This window comes from Gemmatimonadaceae bacterium, assembly GCA_019752115.1.
Taxonomy (GTDB): domain Bacteria; phylum Gemmatimonadota; class Gemmatimonadetes; order Gemmatimonadales; family Gemmatimonadaceae; genus Gemmatimonas.
The window spans coordinates 164,947-186,115 of record JAIEMN010000004.1; the positions used below are offsets into that span (position 1 = coordinate 164,947).

Below are 21,169 nucleotides of genomic sequence, written 5' to 3' on the forward strand. Positions count from 1 at the left end.
CCTGCGAAAACGCGGCAGGCAAGTCAGTGACCGACGGCGGCGGCGCCTCGTGCGTTCGCGCCGTGCAAGGGTGTGACACCCACGCGCCAAAGCGCCCTACGTCATGCATTTAGGGTGTTTCATACGATCAAGGGACGCTCACGTAACGCCATCGACTTTCCGATACCTCGTAGACATCGGCGCCGGCGAGCGCCGCTCAATTCAATTTCGTGGGTGATCACTCGACGAGGAGTGTATCTATATGGTCCGTTGGTTTCAGGATCTTCGCATTCGCAGCAAGCTGCTGGTTACGGTTGGACTGGTGTTGCTGGGCACCGCAGGACTCGGCATTCTCGCCGAACGCGGATTGAGCGATGTGAATGATCAGTCGGTGGCCATCACCCGCGATTGGCTGACGGGCGTGGAGCGAATCGGTGAGCTCGCGGCCCAGGTGCAGGAAACGCGCGCGATTCAGTACTCGCACATCGCGGCGATCTCCGCCGAAGACATGACCGCGATCGAGGGCGAACTCGCGGAGCAGAGCGGCCACATCAAGAAGGCCGAAGAGGCGTACGACGCGACCATCATTCTGGCGACCGACAGCGCGCTCTTCCGGAACTTCAAGGCGGCGTACAGCGCGTATGACTCGGCTTGGGGTACGGTCCAGTCGCTCTCGCGCGCCGGGAAGAACGCCGAGGCGCGACTCGCCATGCATCAGCAGGTGGAGCCCAAGTTCGAGGCCACCAACACCACGCTGGCCGCCCTCGTCAAGCTGAATCACGACGAAAGCATCAAGGCGACCGAACTCGCTGCGTCGATTTACAGCCGTACGCGCCTGATCATGGTTGGCGTCATCGTGACGCTGCTGATCGTGGGCTTCGGTCTCGCTTGGTGGACCGGCAGCATGGTCGATGCGGCCGTTCAGCCGATCGTGGCGCGTCTCAAGTCGCTGCAGGACCACTGCGTAGCTGGCCTGCGGCGCGGCCTGATCGCGCTCTCGAGCGGTGACACGTCGGTGGTGGTCACGCCGGTCACCACGCCGATCAAGTCCGAACAGCTCGACGAAATCGGTCAGATCAGCCGCACGTTTGACACGGTGCTCGCGGATATTCAGACGGCCGTGCGCCACTTCGGCGAAACGCAGGGCTCCATCGGCCGCGTCATCGCCGAGAATCAGGGGCTCGTGAATGCCGCGCAGCGCGGGCAGCTGGCCGAGCGTGCGCAGGTTGAGGGGCACGAGGGCGCGTTCCGGGCGCTCGTCGCCGGTATGAACGACATGCTCGAAGCGGTGAGCCAGCCGATTGCCGAAGCGCAGCATGTGTTGGCCAAGGTGGCCGACAAGGACCTCACGGCGCGCATCACCGGCCACTACGAAGGCGATTACCTCACGCTCAAGAACTCCGTCAACACGGCCATCCACAACCTCTCGGAAACACTCGAGCAGGTGACGGCGGCCGCGGAACAGGTGGCGGCGGCGAGCTCGCAGATTGCGAGCGCCAGCCAGTCGCTCGCCGGTGGGGCGAGTGAGCAGGCCGCCAGCATCGAAGAGATCGCGTCGAGCTCGACCGAGTTCTCGAGCATGGCCAAGAGCACGGCGGCCAATACGCAGGAGGCGCAGGCGCTTGCCGAACGCGCCCGCCAGAACGCGATCGAGGGGAGCGAGCGAATGCAGAAGCTCACCGCAGCCGTGCAAGAGATTCGCCGCGGCAGCGTGGAGACCGCCAAGATCGTGAAGACGATCGAGGAGATTGCCTTCCAGACGAACCTGCTTGCCCTCAACGCGGCCGTCGAAGCGGCACGCGCCGGCGATGCCGGCCGCGGGTTCGCGGTCGTCGCGGAAGAGGTGCGCGCGCTGGCCATTCGCTCGGCCGAGGCCTCGAAGAACACCGCGAGCCTCATCGAGCAGGCATTGCAGAGCGCCGAGCATGGCGTGTCGCTCAACACGGCGGCCGCCACGAGCTTCGACGCCATCCGTGGCGACGTCGCAAAGGTGGCTGATGTCGTGGCGGAGATCTCGGCGGCCTCGCAGCAGCAGGTCGAAGGCGTGCAGCAGATCAACGGCGCGATCGATCAGCTGAACAGCGCCACGCAGCATGTCGCGTCGAACGCCGAGGAATCGGCGAGCACGGCCGAGGAGCTCTCGAGCCAGGCGGCGGTGCTCAACGCCATGGTGTCGCGCTTCACCCTGGAGCATGATGCCGGCAGCGTGCGAGCGGCGGCGCACGCCGAGTACGATCGAAACCATGCCAAGCAGCAGGCGGCGTGGCAGCGGGCGGCGGCGCCGGCTCGGGGCGCCAAGGCGGCGCGTCCGACAGCGCCCATGATGGCCCCGAAGTTCGCGTCGAAGCCGGTGGCGAAATCGTCCAAGGCGATCGCGCAGGATTTGATCCCGTTCGACGACGAGTCGATGCACGAGGATCTGGACACGCTGTCGGTGTTCTGAACGACCAGCAGCGCTGGTGACTGACACGCAACGCCGCACGGGGCACGTCTGACGCCTCGTGCGGCGTTCGTCGTTCGGGTTGCCCCCCGATCTATTCCCGGCCGAGACGGTCGGGGCCGGCACCCATTCCCCCAGCAGGGGGCACCGGGAACGCGTAATTTCCTCGCGTTGCATTTCCCACCTTCCGCGAGGATTGCCGATGTTCCGTCGTAGCCCCGTCGCCGCCGCCCTGCTGCTGGCGAGCGCCTGCACCATTCAGAGCACCCCCGGAGCCGCGTCCTACTCGCAGCTCCCGTCCACTGGCATGCGGTCCGGCAGCATGGGCGGCATGGAGATGCGCGGCATGGACGACCACAGTGCGCACATGCGCGCCGAGGATCTCAAGTCGCCCACGCTCGGCCGCTATGCCACCGTGCAAGACCTGTCGCTGCCAGCCAGCAACAACGCGGCGCCCGATCGACTCAAGGCGAGCAACCGCCACAGCGAATGGGTGAAGTTCCCCGTGGCGCCGGGCTCCAAGGATTCGGTGATGGCGTGGGTGGTCTTCCCGTTCAGCAAGACCTCCACGCAGAAGGCACCGGTCGTGGTGGTGGTGCACGAGATCTTCGGACTCTCCACGTGGGTGCGCGGCGTGGCGGACCAGGCGGCGGCCGATGGGTTCATCGCGATCGCCCCGGACTTCCTGTCGCGCGTCCGCGGTGGCCCGACGACGGTGGAGCTGGCGGCGGATTCCGCGCGCAAGATCATCGCCGGCGTCAACACGACCGAGCGCAATGCCATCATCAGTGCGGCGGCGAACTACGCCATGATGCTGCCGAGTGCACAGCAGAAGTACGCGGTCATCGGCTACTGCTGGGGCGGACAGACGGTGTGGGCCCACGCCGTCAACGGGGGCGTGAAGGGCTATAGCGGTGGCGTCGCCTTCTACGGCGCGCCGTACACCAAGGCTGGCCAGCCGGCCACGGCCACCACGGCCGCCGTACCGGCTACGGTGGACGGGGATTCGCTGCAGAAGATCAGCAAGCCGGTGATGCTGCTCAACGGCTCGAAGGACGCCCGCATCGGCGCCCTGATGCCCGCGATCGACTCGGCGATGAAGGCCCTCAAGAAGGACTACGCCGGCACCAACTACGAAGGCGCCGTGCACGGCTTCCTGCGCGCGCAGAACGATCCCAAGGCGCAGCGTGACGAAGCGGAAGAAGCCGCGAACTACGCGGCGACAAAGGATGGGTGGCCGAAGACGGTGGCGTTCTTGAAGCGGGTACTGAAGTAACCCGGCAACCCCAAACCCTAAAACACCAAACCCCAAACTGATCAGTTTGGGGTTTGGTGTTTTAGGGTTTGGGGTTGCCGGGTTATTTGTGCGTACTCAGCAGCAAACTCGTCTCCGTATTCGCCACCCCCTTCACCTTTCCGATCTGCCGCAGCACTTCGTCGAACTCCTGCAGCGTGTCGGTGGCGAGTTCGGCGACGATGTCCCAGCGTCCGTTGGTCGTGTGCAGCGCGCGGACCGCGGGGTAGCCGCGGATGGTGCGCAGCACCACGTCGGCATCGCCTTCGGTGCGAATGGTCGTGATGGCGCGAATGCGGTGGGCGCCGGCTTCGGCGGCGGTCTTCACGGTGAAGCCCAGCAGCACCCGCTGCTCCACGAGACGGTCGATGCGGTTCTGCACCGTGCCCCGCGACACGCCGAGCTGCTTGGCCAGCGTGGCCACGCTCAGGCGCGCGTTCTCGCGCAGCAGGGAGACCAGCCGTACGTCCAAAGCGTCCATGGTGCGCAATATGACACTTTTGCCTGACTTTTTGCTAGATAGATCGCGCAGTTCTGTGCACTGATTGATCTTGTTGCTGGCATCGGTCGTGCCGATCCTTGAGGCATGACGATCTCCGGCCCCGCCCCCCTGCCCAGCATCATCGAGCTGATCGGTGTCCCCCTCGACCTCGGCGCCAGCCGCCGCGGCGTGGACATGGGGCCATCAGCCATGCGCCTCTCGAGCCTGGTCAAGCAGCTCCAGGGGCTCGGCTACGACGTGCGCGACACCGGGAATGTCCTCGTCCCCGACCGCGCCTCCGTGGCCGACGCGTTCGACGAACGTCTGGCCGCCATCGCCGCCGTCTGCGCCGAGGTGGCGACGCGCACCGCCACCGCCGTGCGTCAGGGCGTCACGCCGCTCGTGCTGGGCGGCGACCACTCGCTCGCCGCGGGGTCGGCCGCCGGCACCGCCTGCGCGCTGCGTGAGCGTGGCGAGCGCATGGGGCTCATCTGGCTCGACGCACACGCCGACCTGAACACGCCGGCGACCAGCCTCTCCGGCAATATCCATGGCATGCCCGTCGCGCATCTGCTCGGGATGGGGGCGCCAAGTCTCATTCATCTGGCGGGCGATGAACCGGCCGTGCAGGCGCAGCATCTCGCCTACGTGGGGCTGCGTGATCTCGACGCGGCCGAACAGCACGCCATCCGTGAGCTCGGTATTCGCGCCTTCACCATGCGCGACATCGATGAACGCGGCCTCCGCGCCGTGATGGACGACGCCATCGCCATCGCCACCAATGGAACCGGCGGCGTGCATGTCTCGTGCGACGCCGACTGGGTGGACCCTCGCGAGGCCCCCGGCGTCGGCACGCCCGTGCGCGGCGGCGCCACGCTCCGCGAAGCGCATCTCGCGATGGAGATCATCCACGACAGCGGCGCCATGCGCGCCATGGACCTCGTGGAGGTCAACCCGATTCTCGACCACCGCAACGCCACCGCCGAACTGTGCGCCGATCTGATCGCGAGCGCCTTCGGCCGCCACATTCTCTGACCGCGAGCGTCGTATGCCGAGCCTCCTGTCCCGTACCGAACAGCTGATCGCGCAGGAAGAGCGCTGGGGTGCGCACAACTACCATCCGCTGGATCTGGTGATCGCGGAGGCGCAGGGCGCGTGGGTGACGGATGTGGATGGCACGCGCTATCTCGATTGCCTGAGCGCGTACTCGGCGGTGAATCAGGGGCACGCGCATCCGCGCCTGGTGGCCGCGATGGTGGCGCAGGCGCACCGGGTGACGCTGACCTCGCGCGCGTTCCGCAACGACCAGCTGGGCGCGTTCTGCGAAGCGCTCGCGACGCGGTGCCGCAAAGACATGGTGCTGCCCATGAACACCGGCGCGGAAGCCGTGGAGACCGCCATCAAGGCCGCGCGGCGTTGGGGCTACCGCGTGAAGGGCATCGCCGCCGATCGCGCGCAGATCATTGCCTTCACCGGCAACTTTCACGGACGCACGAGCACGCTCGTGGGCTTCTCGAGCGAACCCGCGTATCGCGCCGACTTCGGTCCGTTCGCGCCCGGCTTCACGCTGGTCCCGTTCGGTGACCTCGACGCTGTGCGCGCCGCGATCACCCCGGAGACCTGCGCCGTGCTCGTGGAGCCGATCCAGTGCGAAGCGGGCGTGATCCTCCCACCCGATGGCTTCCTCGCCGGGCTGCGCACGCTCTGCAGCGACCACCGGATCCTGCTCATGGCCGACGAAATCCAAACGGGTCTCGGCCGGACGGGGGCGATGTTCGCCTGCGATCACGAGCAGGTCACCCCCGATGTGTACATCCTCGGCAAGGCGCTGTCGGGCGGCATGTATCCGGTCTCGGCGGTCGTCGCCGACGCCGACATCCTGGGCCTCTTCGAGCCCGGCTCCCACGGCAGCACCTACGGTGGCAACCCCCTCGGCTGCGCCGTGGCCTGCGAAGCCCTACAGGTCATCGACGACGAGCAGCTCGTGGAGCGCTCGGCGCGGCTTGGCGCGTGGCTGCTCGGCGAGTTGCGCACGCTCACACACCCCGCGATCAAGGCGGTACGCGGCCGCGGCCTGATGTGCGCCATCGAGCTGCACGAACCCGCGCGCCCGTGGTGCGAGGCGCTGCAGCAGCGCGGGGTGCTGTGCAAGGAGACGCACGGGACGGTGATCCGGCTGTCGCCGCCGCTGGTGATCGCCGAGGAGGATCTGCGCTGGGCTGTCGATCAGCTCCGCGCGGTGTTTGATCGGGTCGCTGACTGCTGATTCGCCGCACTGACACAACGCTTCGGGCGCTTCCGTTGTCTCACTCGAGTCCCTGCCCTCGAGTGAGCCTGTGCGTCTGGTCCCATCCCTTGTACTCATTGCCTCGCTGACGCTGGCGTCAGCGGCGCGCGCCCAAAATGCCGAAACCCTCCGCGGCCGCGTCACTTCCGACAGCGGCCGCGTGATCAGCGGCGCCACCGTGATCATTACCCGGGGCCCCGATCGGCTCATACAGCAGGGCTTCACGAACGACAGCGGCACCTATCGCATCACCTTCGAGAACGGCACCGGCGACTATCTCGTGGCCATCCAGGCCACCGGCTACAAGCCAGCGCGGCGCCGTGTGACGCGGCAGGGCTCCGAGCGGGAATTCGTGGCCGACTTCACTCTCTCGAGCAATGTGGTGTCGCTGGACGCGGTGAAGATCGCGGCGAGTAAACCGGAACGCGTCTACACCGGTGTGTCGCCAAGCCTGCAGGACGCGGGCTCCAGTGAGCGCTTCAACGAAGGCGTGGTGGGCGGCGTGCCACCCAGCATGGCCGGGAACATCATGACCACCGTCAGTACGATTCCGGGCGCGACCATGGTGGGCGGCGGCCTCTCGATGCTCGGTGCGAGCAGCGCGAGCAATCTCACCACGCTCAACGGCATGGCAATGGGCGCCGGCAGTGTGCCGCGCGCGGCGCGGGTCAACACGCGCGTCACCGGGGCCACGTACGATGCGACGCGCGGTGGGTTTTCCGGCGCCAACGTCGATGTCCGCCTCAGTGGCGGTTCGCGCGATTTTCAGAATCGCAACATCTACGCCACGTTCGACGGCCCGGCACTCCAGGCGACCGACGCGATTGGTCGCGCCCTCGGCGCGCCGAACACCAACTGGAAGCTCTCCGGGGGAATGGATGGGGAGGCCATTCGCAATGCCCTCACCTACAATGTCGCCGTGGATGTGTCGCGTGAATCGCGCATCCGCCCTGATCTGACCGATGCCGATCCGCTCGCCTATCAGCTCTCCGGCATCGCGCTGGACTCCGTGCAGCGCATCCGCACGCTCGCCGCGCAGAGCGGATTGCCGCTCGCATTCGGTAGCCCGGCTGGTGGCGTGCGCCGCGATGCGCTGAGCGCGATCGCCCGTTTCGATGATACGCGCGACTCTGCCCGCTCGCATTCGCTGACGCTCTACGCCAACGAATCGCGTGCTGACAACGAGGGCGTCGGCGTGCTGAGCGCGCCGTCGGGTGGCGTCGCCCGGCTCGATCGCGCGATGGGCGGAATCTGGTCACGGGGGCACTGGAGTGGCCCCAACTTCAGTACGTATCGCGTATCACGCCTCAACGCGAGTGGCACGCTGGCGCGCACGACGCCCTATTCCGATCGACCGGCCGTGGATCTGCTCGTCCGCACGCTTGCCGACGCCACGGCATCGGATGCCGGCGTCGCGTCGGTCGCGCTCGGTGGCAATGGCGCCGCCGCGTCGGATGTGTGGCGCTGGACTGGCGAAGCCAATCACGAGTTCCAGCGCAACATTCGCGGCCGCCGTCATCAGCTGCGCGCGATCGCCTGGGGCCGCATGGACGCCCTCAGCCAAGAAGGTGGCGGGGCGGTGAACGGGCGCTACAGTTTCGCCTCACTCGCGGACCTCGCGGCGAATCGGCCCAGCAGCTACACGCGCACCCTCGTCAACCCGGATCGATCCGGCCAGAGCTGGAACACCGCCGCCGCCGTCTCGCACACCTACAACCCGTCACGGTTCTTTTCCCTGCTCTATGGTGTGCGCCTCGAGGGCAATGGTCTCCTCACGAGCCCCGCTCGCAACGGCGCCCTCGAGCAGGCACTCGGCCTCACCACCGGCGGCGTGTCGCCCACCGTGCACGTGAGCCCGCGCGTCGGTTTCAGCTACACCTTCAACAAGTCGCAGCGCAACGGCGGCGGCGTCGCGATGAATGGCTACGGCACTTGGTACCGCTATCCCACCGGGGTGCTGCGCGGCGGCATTGGTGAGTTTCGTGATCTGTGGCGCCCTGATGCCGTGGCCGATGCCGCCGCGCGGACCGGGCTCGCCGGGAGCGTGCTGTCGCTGACGTGCATTGGCGCGGCGGTACCGCCGGGCAACTGGAGCCTGGCGAGTTCTGCGTCGAGTCCGCAGCAATGCCGTGATGGGAGCGGTCCGCTCGCCGAGCGCGCGCCTTCGGTAACGCTCCTCGGTCGGGGCTACGATGCGCCGCGCAGCTGGCGGGCGAATCTCGACTACAACGCCACGCGCTGGCAAATGATGGTGCGCGCCAGTGCGCTTGCGACGTACGATCTCAATCAGGCGTCCACCATCGACGCCAACTTCAGTGGCGTATCACGCTTCACGCTGGCGAACGAGGGCAACCGGCCGGTGTTCGTGTCGCCCAGTGCCATCGACGCGGCCAGTGGCGCGGTGTCGGCGGCGGAGTCACGCCGGAGCGCCGAGTACGGTCGCGTGGGTGTCCTGCAGTCGGATCTCCGCGGGCGCGGCGCGCAGCTCACGATCGGCGTGGGCCCCGATCGGTTCAGTCGCTTCTGGCGCAATTGGCCATTCTGGGGGGTGAACTACACGGCGCAGCGCATCGATCGACAGGTCCGTGGCTTCGACGGCGCGGCCGGCGGCGATCCCCGCACCGTGGAGTGGACACCAGCGTGGTCGGATGCGCGGCATGTGTGGCTGTTGCAGGCGGGCCATCAGGGCAAGTTCGGCACGCTGTCGGTCTTCGCGCGCCTGCAGAGTGGCCTGCCCTTTACGCCGACGGTCCAAGGCGACGTGAACGGCGATGGCCGCGGCGGCGATCGCGCCTTTGCGCCCAATCCCGCCACCACGAGCGACGCCGCACTCGCGGCGGGGCTGCGCGCCCTGCAGACCAGCGGCAGCGACATCGCCAAGGCGTGTCTCGCCAGCTCGATCGCCAATCCCCTCGCGCGCAACGGCTGCCGCGGCCCCTGGACACGCACGCTCAATCTCACCTGGTCGCCGCCGGTGGACTACGCGAGCAAGGGATGGCGCAGCCGCGTGAACATGACGGTCTTTGCCAACAACATCCTGAGCGGACTCGATCAGCTCTTCAACGGCAGTGACCTGCGCGGCTGGGGCGGCGTGGCCACGCCCGATGCGACGCTGCTCATTCCGCGCGGCTTCGACGCGACGGCCAGAGCGTTCCGCTACGACGTCAATCCGCGTTTCGGCGAAACACGCCCGAGCCGCACCACCTGGCGCGAACCGTTCCGGGTGTCGATCGATATGCAGATCCGTCTGCACGTGGACTACGACGTGCAGACGCTGCGGCGGGTGCTCGAGCCGGTGAAGATGAACGGCCGCTACGAACGCCGCGGCATCGACTCCCTCATGAAACAGTATCTGGACGAGACGAGCAGCATCCATCGTGCCGTAGTCTCCGAAGGCGACTCGCTCTTCCTGCGCCCCGATCAGATTACCAAGCTGCGCCAGCGTGATTCGGTGTTCGCGGAAGGCGTGCGCGCCATCTATCGCCCGCTCGCCGAGTATCTGGTCAACGTCCCCGGTGGACGCGCGAGCGCCGAAGCGCTCGCCAAAGCCAAGGACGCGAAGGACGCCTACTGGGCGCTGTTCTGGAAGCAGCCCGAGATCGCGGCGGAGCTACTCGACTCCCAACAGATCGAGCTCATGTCGCTGCTTAAGGACATGCTGACGATTCCGCAGGGGAAGCGGAAGGGGCACCAGTACTTCTTCGGGAGCGAGGTCACGCTGAAGCACACGGTGGCGCAGGTACGCAAGGACTGAGGGCCGTTGATCAGTCCAGCTGGGCGCCCTGCGTATTCGGAATCACGCTCCACGTGAGGGCCGCAAGCAAGTACGCGGCGCCCGCCACCGCGAACGCCACGCTGAACCCCTGGCTCGTTGCCAGCGACCCCACCGTGAACGGCGCGGCGGCGCTCGCGATGCGCCCGATGTTGTACGTGAACCCCTGGGCGCTCGCGCGAATGGCGGTGGGGTAGAGCTCGGCCGTCACCGCACCAAAGCCGCTGTAAAAGCCCGTACCGAAGAACGCCACAAACGGGCCGAGGAGCAACAGGAAGACCGGGTTCGTCAGTGAACCGTAGAGCGGCAGCAGCAGACTCGCGCCCACGAGGTACGTCACGTAGACCCGCTTGCGACTGAAGACATCGCTGATGTAACCGAACGTGATGTAGCCGAGCCACATGCCGAGCTGCATGAAGGCCACGAAGCGCGGGCCGGTGGCGGCGCTCATGCCCAGGCCGCCCTGCTCGGTGGGGAGCGAGAGGTACGCTGGGATCCAGCTGTTCATCCCCCACCAGCCAAAGAGCGTGCAGGCGTTCATGAACGTCACCGCGCTGGTGCGGCCCAGCATCTTTCCGCGGAAGATGTCGAACACGCTCGCGCGCGCCGCGGCCGATGCGACGCCCATCTTTTCCGTGACCTTGAGCGCCACCCACCGCTCGGGTTCTTCGACGTTGCGGCGCACCCACAGCACGAGCAGCGCGGGGAGCACGCCCACGAAGAACACGGCGCGCCAGCCAAAGCGGGGAAGCACCACGCTCACCGTGAGCGCCGCCGCCCCAAAGCCAATGGCCCACGCGCTCTGCATCCACGCCAGCGCGCGGCCGCGGACATGCGTGGGCCACCATTCACTGACGAGCGCGGCGCCGCTGGCCCACTCACCGCCCATGCCGAGCCCCAGCAGCGCGCGGAAGGCGGCGAACTGCCAGAAGGTCTGCGACAGGCCGCAGAGCGCGGTGAAGCACGAGTAGAGCAGCACGCTGCCCATGAGCGCGCGCGTGCGGCCGAACTTGTCGGCCACCCAGCCGAAGAAGAGGCCACCGACCGCGCCTCCCAGCAGCGTAATGGAGCCCAGCACACCGGCCTGGACCTTGGTGAGGCCCAGTTCCTTGATGACGGCGGCCAACGTGAGCGAGAAGAGCATCACGTCGAAGGCGTCGAGTGCCCAGCCCAGCGCGGCCGCTATGAGCGCCCGTTGCGCCGCCGGCGTGCCTTCGTGCCACCAGGCGAGCAGGCCGCGGGAAGTGGAATGAGAGGTCGTCACCTCGGCAAGCTATCGCCCAAACGCGTCACCCGCAGCCACGGCGCGTTCCCTGACAGGGATTGTCGCCCCCAGGTAGGGCCGAACCGCGCGTCGCGTGTCTTTCCGCCAACCCCGACCCTGTGAGCACGAGTGATCGCGAACGTGATGCGTACGATGTGGGCGGCCCGCTATTCAGGTGGCGCCGCGATGTGGCTGGTCTTGGCGAGTGGTGCTTGTGGTGGCACGAGTAGCACAGCAACCACGGCGATCGCGCCCTCGATTACGACGCAGCCGACCGCGGTGTCGGCCGCCGTCGGCAGCGCCGCGAGCTTCAGCGTGAGCGCCTCGGGGAGCGCGCCGCTCAGCTATCAGTGGCGCAAGGATGGAAGCGCGGTCAGTGGCGCGACTGGCGCGACGTATGCGATCGCCGCCGTGGCCACCAGCCAGGCCGGCAGCTACGACGTGGTGGTGAGCAACAGCGCCGGCAGTGTCACGAGCAGCGCGGCCACCCTCACCGTCACCGGCGGGTCGAGCGCGCCCACGATCGTGACGGCCCCGGTCTCACAATCAGTGGCGGTGGGCTCCTCCGTTACGTTCAGCGTCACGGCCAGCGGGACGGCACCGCTCACGTATCAATGGCGCAAGAACAGCAGCGCGATCGGTGGCGCCACCGGCACGACGTATACCATCGTCAGCGCGGCCACCACCGACGCCGGCAACTATGACGTCGTGGTGTCGAACAGCGCCGGCAGCACCACCAGCGCAGTGGCGAGCCTCACGGTCACGACGAGCAGCGGCAGCGGCTTGAGTGCGCAGGCCACCGCGGCAGCGAATGCGTTCCTCGCCACGCTGAGCACGAGCCAGCAGACGACCGCCAAGATCGACTTCAGTGTGGCCTCGGCGCGGCGCTGGTCCAACCTGCCTGCGGCACTCTCGGCCCGGAACGGCATCAGCTGGGGCAGCCTCTCCACCACCCAGCAAGCCGCGGCCCGCACGCTCATCACAACGGCCCTCAGCACCGCCGGCAACACGTTGCATGTGGGGATGCAGGCGGCCGATGACTACCTCGCCGCGAACGGCGGTGGGAGCTCCTATGGCAATGGTCAGTTCTACCTCGTCATTCTGGGCACACCATCGGCCAGCAGCTTCTGGATGCTGCAACTCACCGGGCATCACCTCACGTTCAATCTCGCCTTCAACGGGACCTACAAGAGCCCGACCCCGCTCTTCCTGGGTGTCGAGCCGAAGGGAGCCTTCACGCAGGGCGGTGTGAGCTACGATCCGATGCTTGCGCAGCGAACGGCGATGGCCGCACTGGGCACGGCCCTGGTGGCGTATCCGGCGACCAAGCTGACCGGGACCTACGCCGATCTGCTCTTCGGCGCGAATGGCAGCGGCGGCATCGACAACACCTGCCCGCGCGCCTACGCCAGCGTGACGGAGCGCGGTGCGCTCTACACCACGCTCTCCGCCGCGGATCAGACGCTGGTGCAGGCGGTGATCACCGCCTACGTCAACACCCAGGCCAACGAATACGCCAACGAACTGCTGGGCAACTATCTGAGCGCCACGTCGCTCGCCAGCACATACGTGGCCTATGCTGGCAGCGGCACCGTGACCACCAACGGCAACTACTTCCGCATCGACGGGCCACGCGTGTGGATCGAGTTCTCGGTGCAGCGCGGGATCATCTTCAACAGCGACATCCATTTCCATACCATCTGGCGCGACAAGGTCGGGGATTATGGTGGCGCCTGTCAGTAAGCACCTCCGTCGTTGGTCGCTGGCCGCGGCGCTCCTGGCCGCGCCAGCGACGGCCGCGGCCCATCCCCTGCCCGAGACCCGCGCATGGATCGACGTGATGCCGGGCGGTGTGCATCTGCTGCTGCACATTCCGCTCAATCGCCTCGAGTTCGCGGTGGGGCGTCCGCTCGCGGATCATCCGACGCAGCTCCTGGCACGGGATGGCGAGATGCTCACCCGCTACCTCCTGCAGCACGTCGGGGCACGCACCGCCAACGTCGGCTGGTTGGTGGAGCGCCCGGTGCTCTCGGTGCTCGGGACCGATCGACGCGCAGAGCTCGTGGCCGATCTCACGCTGCGGGCCCCCGTCGGCATGGATGCTCGTCGGTTCACGTTGCTGTACGACGCGGTGCTGCATGAAGTGCGCACGCATCGGGTCGAGGTCATGCTGCGCAACGACTGGGCGGCCGGCCAGGCGGCGCAACCGCCGCGGCTCCTCGGAGAGCTCCGCGCGCCGATGCACCAACTCGACATTGCGCTCCCCGCCCCGCGGGTCGGGGGCGCCATCGGCAGCCTCGTGGCCGCGGGGACGCGGCACATTGCCGACGGGAGTGATCACCTGCTCTTCCTGCTGCTGCTCATCCTCGTCGCCCCGTTGCGCGTGCGGGCGCAGCGTTGGCGCGAGGCGCTGCCGCTGCGCGAGGCATGGCGGGGCGTGGTGCGCGTGGTGACCGGCTTCACCGTGGGCCACAGTGTCACTCTGGCGTTGGGCAGCCTCGGCGTCGTGCACGCCCCGTCGACTTGGGTCGAGGTCGCGGTGGCCGCCACGATCGTCGTCGCGGCCGTGCACGCCATCCGCCCGCTCTTCGCCCGCGCGGAACTCGCCATGGCGGTGGGCTTCGGACTGGTGCACGGCCTCGCGTTCGCCGCGAGTCTTGATGGGGCGGGGCTCTCGGCGTGGCAGCAGGCGCAGGCGCTGCTCGCGTTCAACGGCGGCATTGAGCTCATGCAGGTGGCGATCGTCGCGGTGGTGATGCCGGCGTTGATCGTGGTGCTTCGCCGGGCGCCAGCCGCCTATGCCCACCTCCGCGTGGGGCTCGGCGCGGCCAGCGGCGCCGTGGCGGTTGGCTGGCTCGCCGATCGGAGCGGACTCGCCACCGTCCCCGCGCTCGCGGTGGTCGATACCCTCATGCCGTGGATCCCGGTGGCAGTGTGGAGTGCCGCGCTCCTGTCGTGGGCGTACGCGTCGTGTAACCTGCGTCACGCGCCGAGGCCGCACCCGGCCGGTTCGTGACCCTTCATGCCGGCGGCGGACGTAACGGCAAGGAATAGGATCCGTCTCCTCGGTGAGAGTTCACCCGCCCTCACCGCTCGCCATGACGCCACGCCCTGAGCCGATCGACGCCATCCCGGATCTCGAGCCCCGTGATCACACGGCGATCGGACCAGACATGGGGCAGCTCGCGCCGTTTATTCCGGCCGATCCGGCGGCGTTCGCGCATCTCGATCTCGCGTGGTACGATCGCGTGCGGCGACGCTTCGAAGCCTATGGCTTTCGGCATCTCGGTGACTACGACGCGCCCGCCGATGCGTGTGACCACACGTGGCAGCCACTGCTCGTGCGCGCGCTCGTCTCGCGCGATGGCACCGTGACCGTGTCGCTCTCGGCGCCGCAGCTGCAGGGATTCGCGCGCCGCGTGACGCATACCCTGCTTGGCACGCTCCCGCGGCCGGTGGTGGCGTGTACAACGGCGTGCACCGATGGCACGCTCGTCCACACGAGCAATGGGCCCGCCGATGGGGCCCCGTCGCTGCCGTCCCTGCGCGACGTGCGCTGGCTCGCGCCCCGAACGTCGCCGGAAGATGTGTACGCCACGCACACCGCGCGCGTGACCGCCCATCTGCGTGCGCGGCCTGGCGTGCGGCCGCTGGTGGTTCGCACCGCCGACGCGTGGTGGGCGTCGGAGGCGCGACGGCGCGGCCGCTAGTCGGCGGCGGGAGGCTCGGCGGGCCTCGCCGCCTTGCGTGGATGCGCCGCCGAGTGCCGGTATAGCGACTCGACCTTGGCGCACGCCCACGGCGTCTTGCGCAGGAACTTGAGCGAGCTGGTGATGCTCGGGTCGTGCGTGAAGCAGCGGATCTCGATGCGCTGCCCGAGCCCGTCCCATCCGTAGCGATCCACGAGATGCTCGAGGATGGCCTGCAGGGTCATCCCGTGCATCGGATCCTTCGCCGGGGCGTTCACGCCTCTTCGACGCGCACCGCGGTGCCGTAGCAGAGCACTTCGGTCACACCGCTCATGAGCTCATTGGCATCGTAGCGCACCCCGATCACCGCGTTGGCGCCGGCGAGGTGCGCCTGATGCAGCATCGTTTCGAAGGCCTGCGCGCGCGTGCGCTCCGCGAGCTCCGTGAACAGCGAGATGTTGCCGCCCAGAATGGTCTGGAAGCTGGCGCCAATCGTGCCGAAGACGGAGCGTGAGCGGACGACCACCCCGCGTACCACGCCCAGGTTCATCACGATACGATACCCGGCGAGGTCGAAGCCGGTGGTGGTCATCTCGTGGGGGACGTCGAACGTCTGCGCAGGAATGACCGGGGGCATCGGCGTACGGGTAGGCGTGGGGAGCGGCGATCAGCTGCAGGGCGGATCGTTGGGAGCCGCCGGGTGCCCCTGAATGGCGAGCGCCGCCGTGGCCACGATAGTGGTGTCGGCGAGCGCGATCGCCTGCAGGGTGGGATAGGTACTCGTGCGCTGACAACGATAGCGCACGGTGCCGGTCTGCGCATCGAGCGAAACGCCACTCGTGTCGCCATCGAGACGCCAGCGCACCGCGGTGGAGATCCCCGGCGTGGCATCGACCACGGGTGTGAAGGTGTAGGCGGTGGTGTATGGCTCTCGATCGAGCAGGATCCGCGGCGGCAGCAGATGCGCCGAGCGAACGGCCGGCGCCCCAGGCGCGAGGGTGAGTACGACGGGCAGCGTGGCCGGCGGCTTGTCGCCCGCGCGGCAGGCGTTCCGGCTGACGCGCACCTTCCGCACAACCGCGTCCTGGTAGAACGGTTTGGAGACCACCACATCCACCACCGAGGCGCCCGCGGTTTGAAAGTACGTCACGCGCAGCGAGTCCTCGCGGAGCGTCTGCGGGTAGCGCGCATCGCCGTCCACGAGCGTGACGGTGCTCCCCACGCCCTGGGCCCGCCCGTTCGCATCGCGGATCTCCACCGTCAGCATCGGCCCCACCGTCAGGAGGCAGTCGCCCGCGCCGAACAGCCCACAGCGAGTGAGCCCCACGGCGCCCGCGCACACCGCGGCCATCGCGACCCATTGCTTCCCCACATTGCCTCCCGTTCGAGGATTCTGCTGCAACATACGCACCCCCGGCGGCGCGAAGCATCGGGGACCGCTCCGGCCAAACGAAGTTTCGCTTAGCGTTTGAAAGCGTCATCGGGGAACGACCGATCTGTCGCGGTCCCCAACTTGGACAGCATCGCGCCAAAATACTGGAGATCCTATCGAGGCGCACCTCTGGAGTCTTGCTTGTTGCTCAGAGGACCGTTCACCTTCCCCCAGCACGAGCGCTTCGACCCGATCGCCATATCACCGCGTTCGGATGAAGGACACGATCGAAGTTGAGGCGAGTCCAATCTGAGCACTCGCAAAGTAAATTATCGCCTGAGGCGCTTCGAAGTGTTTGCTGCGCGGCGGCGTAAAACGACGCAAGAGACGGACGTAATCCGCTACTCCTCAACGAGCAGCCTACAAAGGAGGAGGCCGATCGCCTCCGCTCCGCCCCTAACCGCTAACTTGCGATACACGCGAGTGCGGATCGCAGTGACATTTGCAACAGAACAATCGAATACCGCCGCGATTTGCCTCGACGATAGGCCTCGGACGATAAGCTCCGCCATCTCGCGCTCCCGCGTCGATAAACCATAAATCGAGCAGAGACGGCACCACCTTTGCGTCGCGAACACTTGCTCAAGATCACGAGTGTAGGCAGTCTCGCAAGAATGGCGATTCAGCATTTCAGTGGTGGATTTGGCAACAAGAACAAATTGAACAGACAGAGAGTTGCGTTCTGCTAGAGCGCAGTCAAGTATCGCAGGTCACACACACACTTTTCTCATCAAAGCGACCTGCAGCTCCTATTACTACTGCTAATTGCCGAGTTGGTCGATAGACGTAACGTGGGCGATGCGATCGACGGCGTGTCATGAGAGCTCAGTTCGGCTCCAAAGACCCCGACTCGATCGTGATTTCTCACCCACGGAGGGAATTATGAAACGCAGTACAAGACGCATCGGATTGCTGGCCGCAGCCCTCTCTACCGTAGGCCTCACGAGTGCTTGTCGAGACGTAATCAGCGTCGCTGAGCCAGCAATATCGAGGCGAACGGAGGTATACCAAGCCGAAGCAACGCAAGTGGCTAGCTCATCAGTGGAATTCGCCAATGCCAGCACCGGGTTCTCACCCTTCAGCAAGGACATTGCGATAGGATGGGGAAACTCGGGGAGTGGGAACACCTCCGTTTACTTTCCCCATGATTCTACGGTTGTCGCGGGCACCTTTGAGTACGCGTGCAGCACTCCGCTTAGTATCTGTCCGGTAGTGGTCGACTCAGCGAAGTTCCTCTTGAGCAACACGTCATCCTCGTATTCCCTCTATACCGCCGCGGGGCTTCACACGTTGTCGGTTGACGGTTGGCAGACCCAGCGGTTTAACGGATATCTGTGGGCTTGGAGCATGTGTACCATGAGTGGCAAGCTCCCGGCCCTTAACTGGTGTTCGAATCGGAACGCTGACGGTAGCGTTGACAGCTTTGCGCGCTATCTCAAGTTCATCTACACCAAGTCATTTTCAGCTGCACCAAGCTTGAACATATCCTTGTCGCGTGTTGGCAGTGGCCCGCTCTATGGCGAAGTAGGCTATCAGATTAGCGCGAGCTCCTCCGGTCGCTGGCCTCCCGATGTTCCCGCTCGTTACGCGTTCTGCATTCGCTCAAGCGGGGGCGCGTGCTCGTACACTCAAGCGGCAAGTTACACCTCAACTTATGGCTTCTCGATTCCATGTGAGGATATCGGCGTCAATAAGTGGATCATCGGAGCGGTGTACGACGGCTTCAATCGTTTCAAGACAGACTCGCTCGGGGTGAGCGCATCGTCCGGCGGTCCTTCTTGCGGTCCGCCAAATGTGATCATAACTGGGTACACCGACGCGAATTCGGGCAGCCAATGCCGCCTACGATACACAGCAGTAACGACTGGACGGTTCCCGGGAGGCGTAACCTCCATCGCATTATCTACGAGCACGGGGTCAGTTCACGAGGCCGGCAGTGACTACTTCGTGGTTTCGTACGACAATATCAACGGAGGCAAGCTGATCTCTGCTGTGGTGACCGATGGAACCGGAGGTACACACAGCGCGATGCTGGAGGTAAACGCATCCAGCACAGAGTACGATTGCTTCGGCCCGTATTAAATCGACACCGAAACTTGAGTGGGCAAGCGTAGGAACAGTGAACGCCCTCCGCTGAAATTGAGCGGAGGGCGTTCAGCAATACGGAGTGAATCACCGATTGAGAGTATTATCTAGGAAAGCTCGGTTCGTCGCGGTACCGGTGGTCGATACGGTCGCATCGCCTCGAGCGCCAATAGTGTAAACACGACCGGCCAAGAAAGTTACGTTCGACCGGGCGAAGACGTTTGTGCTTGACCCAGCTACCCGCGCATTCAAGTTGTAAATGCCGCTTGGCACCGCGGTAAACGCGGCCGCCGACTTGTAGGCCGCGGCCGCCCCGACTGCCGACTCGGCATTCGTGGTGGTATTCGTTGCATACAGTGTCATCGGGCTGGAGTTCGGGCTCGCGTTGACGAACCGTACGAGCGCCTGGCTGTAATCGAACGTCGCCGGATAGTCGTCGGTGACGACGAATCCTTCGACGGTCTTGGCCGTGGCGTCGTAGAACCCACTCATGTACACCGAGTAGGACTTGCCGCTCTCGAGTGTTGCCGTGATTCGAGAGACCGCGAGGTCCTTGTCGATCGTCGCGGCGATCTTCCCGGTGAACGTGTAGGCGCCAGCCGGCAGATCGGAGTAGAAAGCACCGTTCCCGGCATTCCCGTACGTCACGCCGGTCGTGGCTTCGAAGCCCGTGGTGGAGCCCACTGCCGTAACCTTGGCATCATTGGCGTAGAAGTTCACGCCCGGTGCATTGATGCCAAAGTTGAAGAACTTGACCTTGGCGCCGGCCGTGGGCGCGGCGATTTCCTGCACCGCGTTCTTGTCGCATGCGCCCAGAGTCAGGGCGCCGGTGATCGCAAGGATGAGTGATCGTGTCTGCATGGTCATCACGGCTGGAAGATCCACAACGGCTTGGTATGGTAGTCGGTGGCCAGACCGCCGATCGCATCAAGACCAGCGCGATTCCACACGTATTCAGAGTTGTATCGCGGGCGCATGCGCTGCACGATCTTCGCGCTGTTGTCCACGAACAGGTTGGTGGGGGGCGTGAAGCCCGGGTATACCTGCTGCCCCGTCTTCGGGTCGAGCCCGGTGTAGTTGTAGCGACGCATGTCCGACCACAGCTCGACATGCGACCAGGCCCACTGCGCGATGTACTTCTGCGACATGATCATCGTGAGCGTCAGGCTCGACGGGTTCGTCGGAATGATCTTGGGATCCGTGAGGAAGGCCGCCTTTTCCGCCGCGCTGATCTGCGTGACGGCCTGGGCGTTGTCGAGGTTACGCGCGTTCACGAAGTCGATGTGCGCTGACACGCCGTTGGTGTACGCCTGCAGCGCCGTCGACAGCTGCCCCGCCTTGTAAGCCGCCTCGGCCTTGATGAACTGCAGCTGCGCATACGTCATGATGGGCATGCGGCTCTTGTCATCGAACAGGTAGCGCGACGGCTGTCCTGCGCCGCCCGCCGTGCCGACATTGCCGAAGAAATTGTTCGGCAGCTGCGCGGTGGTGAAGCCCGACAGGCCACTGTTGATATCCCACCCGCGGTACTGCCCGTCCGGGCTCGGTGCCAGCATTCGCGACAGCCTCGGGTCGGGCGTGCCGAGCGAGGTGCCGTTGAGCAGGTTCAACACGAACTGCGTCTGCCGATGGGAACGGATGTTGTTGCGGGCCCAACCGAGCGGATTGGCATCCGCCAGATCCGGACTGACGTTCGTGTACTGAATGAGCGCGTCGTCCGCACTGCCTGCAAACGACTTGTCGACCGCCGCAATCACGTCAGCCGGATTGTACGTCGCCTTGTTCGAGAAGTGATTGAGCGCCATGGCGCGCAGTCCCCACGCGAACTTGAGCCACTTGGTCCGGTCGCCGCCGTAGACCTTGTCACCGCGCGCCATGTACGTGGCGCTGACCGCCCCGTCCGTGCGCGAGAGGTTGACGACCGCCGAATCGAGGAGTCGGAATACCTCCTGATACGCGAACTCCTGTGAGTCGTAGTCGAACGAGAAACGATTCTGATCGATAGCCTGCTTGATGATTAGTTCACCGTGCATCTGCGTGAGCATGAGCCAGCCCCACGCCTTGATCGTGTAGCCTAGGCCGAGCAGGTCATATCGCTGCTCCGCCTGCGACTTGGCCATCATGTCAACGAGGTTCTGCCCCATGCTCCAGTACACGTCACGCCAGAGCTGTGCGCCGCGGTCGGTGCCGGCATCATAGCCCATGCGATCCCACGTATTGGGCGTCGACGAGCCGGACGGCAGCGTCCACTCCTGCATGTAGCGGCCAAACCAGACCCCATCGAGCTGCTGCGACGTGGCCATCCAGTGCAGCATCGGCGCGAGATACAGATTGGGCGCCACGACCTGCGGGGCATTCGGATTAGTATTGACGTCCAGGAACTTGTCGCATCCTGACGTCGCCACCAGCGAGCCGGCGAGAAGCAGCGTGGTGAGTTTCTTCATGT

The 21,169-nt window shown here is 65.9% G+C and carries 16 protein-coding genes; 8 read left to right on the forward strand and 8 right to left on the reverse strand.

The window, feature by feature from the left end; all coding sequences use genetic code 11:
- Positions 1 to 241 precede the first annotated feature (241 nt).
- Together K2R93_02455 and K2R93_02460 are read left to right on the forward strand one after the other, a co-directional pair.
- The gene (locus tag K2R93_02455; GenBank protein ID MBY0488681.1) at positions 242 to 2,422 is read left to right on the forward strand and encodes an MCP four helix bundle domain-containing protein; all 2,181 of its coding nucleotides are present in this window, start codon (positions 242 to 244) and stop codon (positions 2,420 to 2,422) included.
- Positions 2,423 to 2,621: 199 nt separating this feature from the next.
- Positions 2,622 to 3,695, forward strand: coding sequence for a dienelactone hydrolase family protein (locus tag K2R93_02460; GenBank protein ID MBY0488682.1), 1,074 nt, complete (start codon positions 2,622 to 2,624; stop codon positions 3,693 to 3,695).
- Between the two features lie 82 nt (positions 3,696 to 3,777).
- Here K2R93_02460 and K2R93_02465 read toward each other — a convergent pair whose 3' ends face one another.
- Positions 3,778 to 4,194, reverse strand: a complete 417-nt coding sequence (locus tag K2R93_02465; GenBank protein MBY0488683.1) for an Lrp/AsnC family transcriptional regulator — start codon at positions 4,192 to 4,194, stop codon at positions 3,778 to 3,780.
- 105 nt (positions 4,195 to 4,299) lie between these two features.
- On the opposite strand from K2R93_02465, the gene rocF reads away from it, so the two are divergent.
- From rocF to K2R93_02480, 3 genes are all read left to right on the forward strand, one after another.
- Positions 4,300 to 5,229 (forward strand): arginase, encoded by a 930-nt coding sequence (rocF, locus tag K2R93_02470; protein MBY0488684.1) that lies wholly within the window; start codon positions 4,300 to 4,302, stop codon positions 5,227 to 5,229.
- Between the two features lie 25 nt (positions 5,230 to 5,254).
- Complete coding sequence (gene rocD / locus K2R93_02475; protein MBY0488685.1) at positions 5,255 to 6,460, forward strand: ornithine--oxo-acid transaminase; 1,206 nt, start codon at positions 5,255 to 5,257, stop codon at positions 6,458 to 6,460.
- 70 nt (positions 6,461 to 6,530) lie between these two features.
- Entirely contained in the window at positions 6,531 to 10,235 is a 3,705-nt protein-coding gene (locus K2R93_02480) for a carboxypeptidase-like regulatory domain-containing protein (GenBank protein MBY0488686.1), read from the forward strand.
- A 10-nt stretch (positions 10,236 to 10,245) separates the two neighbouring features.
- Here K2R93_02480 and K2R93_02485 read toward each other — a convergent pair whose 3' ends face one another.
- Positions 10,246 to 11,517 (reverse strand): MFS transporter, encoded by a 1,272-nt coding sequence (locus K2R93_02485; GenBank protein MBY0488687.1) that lies wholly within the window; start codon positions 11,515 to 11,517, stop codon positions 10,246 to 10,248.
- 144 nt (positions 11,518 to 11,661) lie between these two features.
- Here K2R93_02485 and K2R93_02490 point away from each other — a divergent pair, with 144 nt between their 5' ends.
- The 3 genes from K2R93_02490 (at position 11,662) to K2R93_02500 (ending at position 15,227) form a co-directional block, all read left to right on the forward strand.
- Positions 11,662 to 13,260 (forward strand): DUF3500 domain-containing protein, encoded by a 1,599-nt coding sequence (locus K2R93_02490; GenBank protein ID MBY0488688.1) that lies wholly within the window; start codon positions 11,662 to 11,664, stop codon positions 13,258 to 13,260.
- Entirely contained in the window at positions 13,241 to 14,533 is a 1,293-nt protein-coding gene (locus tag K2R93_02495) for a HupE/UreJ family protein (GenBank protein MBY0488689.1), read from the forward strand. The genes K2R93_02490 and K2R93_02495 overlap by 20 nt, the downstream gene beginning before the upstream one ends.
- Before the next feature lie 82 nt (positions 14,534 to 14,615).
- The gene (locus tag K2R93_02500) at positions 14,616 to 15,227 is read left to right on the forward strand and encodes a hypothetical protein (protein MBY0488690.1); all 612 of its coding nucleotides are present in this window, start codon (positions 14,616 to 14,618) and stop codon (positions 15,225 to 15,227) included.
- On the opposite strand, the gene K2R93_02505 is transcribed toward K2R93_02500, so the two are convergent.
- The 6 genes from K2R93_02505 to K2R93_02530 form a co-directional block, all read right to left on the reverse strand.
- Positions 15,224 to 15,484 carry a VF530 family protein gene (locus K2R93_02505; protein ID MBY0488691.1) on the reverse strand — a complete coding sequence of 87 codons (261 nt, stop codon included), beginning with the start codon at positions 15,482 to 15,484 and terminating at the stop codon, positions 15,224 to 15,226. The two genes, K2R93_02500 and K2R93_02505, sit on opposite strands and share 4 nt — an antisense overlap.
- On the reverse strand, positions 15,481 to 15,798 hold the full coding sequence (locus tag K2R93_02510) for a YbjQ family protein (protein MBY0488692.1): 318 nt from the start codon (positions 15,796 to 15,798) through the stop codon (positions 15,481 to 15,483). The genes K2R93_02505 and K2R93_02510 overlap by 4 nt, the downstream gene beginning before the upstream one ends.
- A 75-nt stretch (positions 15,799 to 15,873) precedes the next feature.
- Positions 15,874 to 16,578 carry a hypothetical protein gene (locus tag K2R93_02515; GenBank protein MBY0488693.1) on the reverse strand — a complete coding sequence of 235 codons (705 nt, stop codon included), beginning with the start codon at positions 16,576 to 16,578 and terminating at the stop codon, positions 15,874 to 15,876.
- Positions 16,579 to 16,979: 401 nt separating this feature from the next.
- A complete protein-coding gene (locus tag K2R93_02520) occupies positions 16,980 to 17,267 on the reverse strand; it encodes a helix-turn-helix transcriptional regulator (protein ID MBY0488694.1) in 288 nt (95 codons plus the stop codon).
- Positions 17,268 to 18,810: 1,543 nt separating this feature from the next.
- Positions 18,811 to 19,593: a DUF4397 domain-containing protein gene (locus K2R93_02525; GenBank protein MBY0488695.1), complete on the reverse strand. Its 783-nt coding sequence runs from the start codon at positions 19,591 to 19,593 to the stop codon at positions 18,811 to 18,813.
- The gene (locus tag K2R93_02530; protein ID MBY0488696.1) at positions 19,590 to 21,167 is read right to left on the reverse strand and encodes a RagB/SusD family nutrient uptake outer membrane protein; all 1,578 of its coding nucleotides are present in this window, start codon (positions 21,165 to 21,167) and stop codon (positions 19,590 to 19,592) included. Before K2R93_02530 ends, K2R93_02525 begins: the two co-directional genes overlap by 4 nt.
- Positions 21,168 to 21,169: the final 2 nt, after the last annotated feature.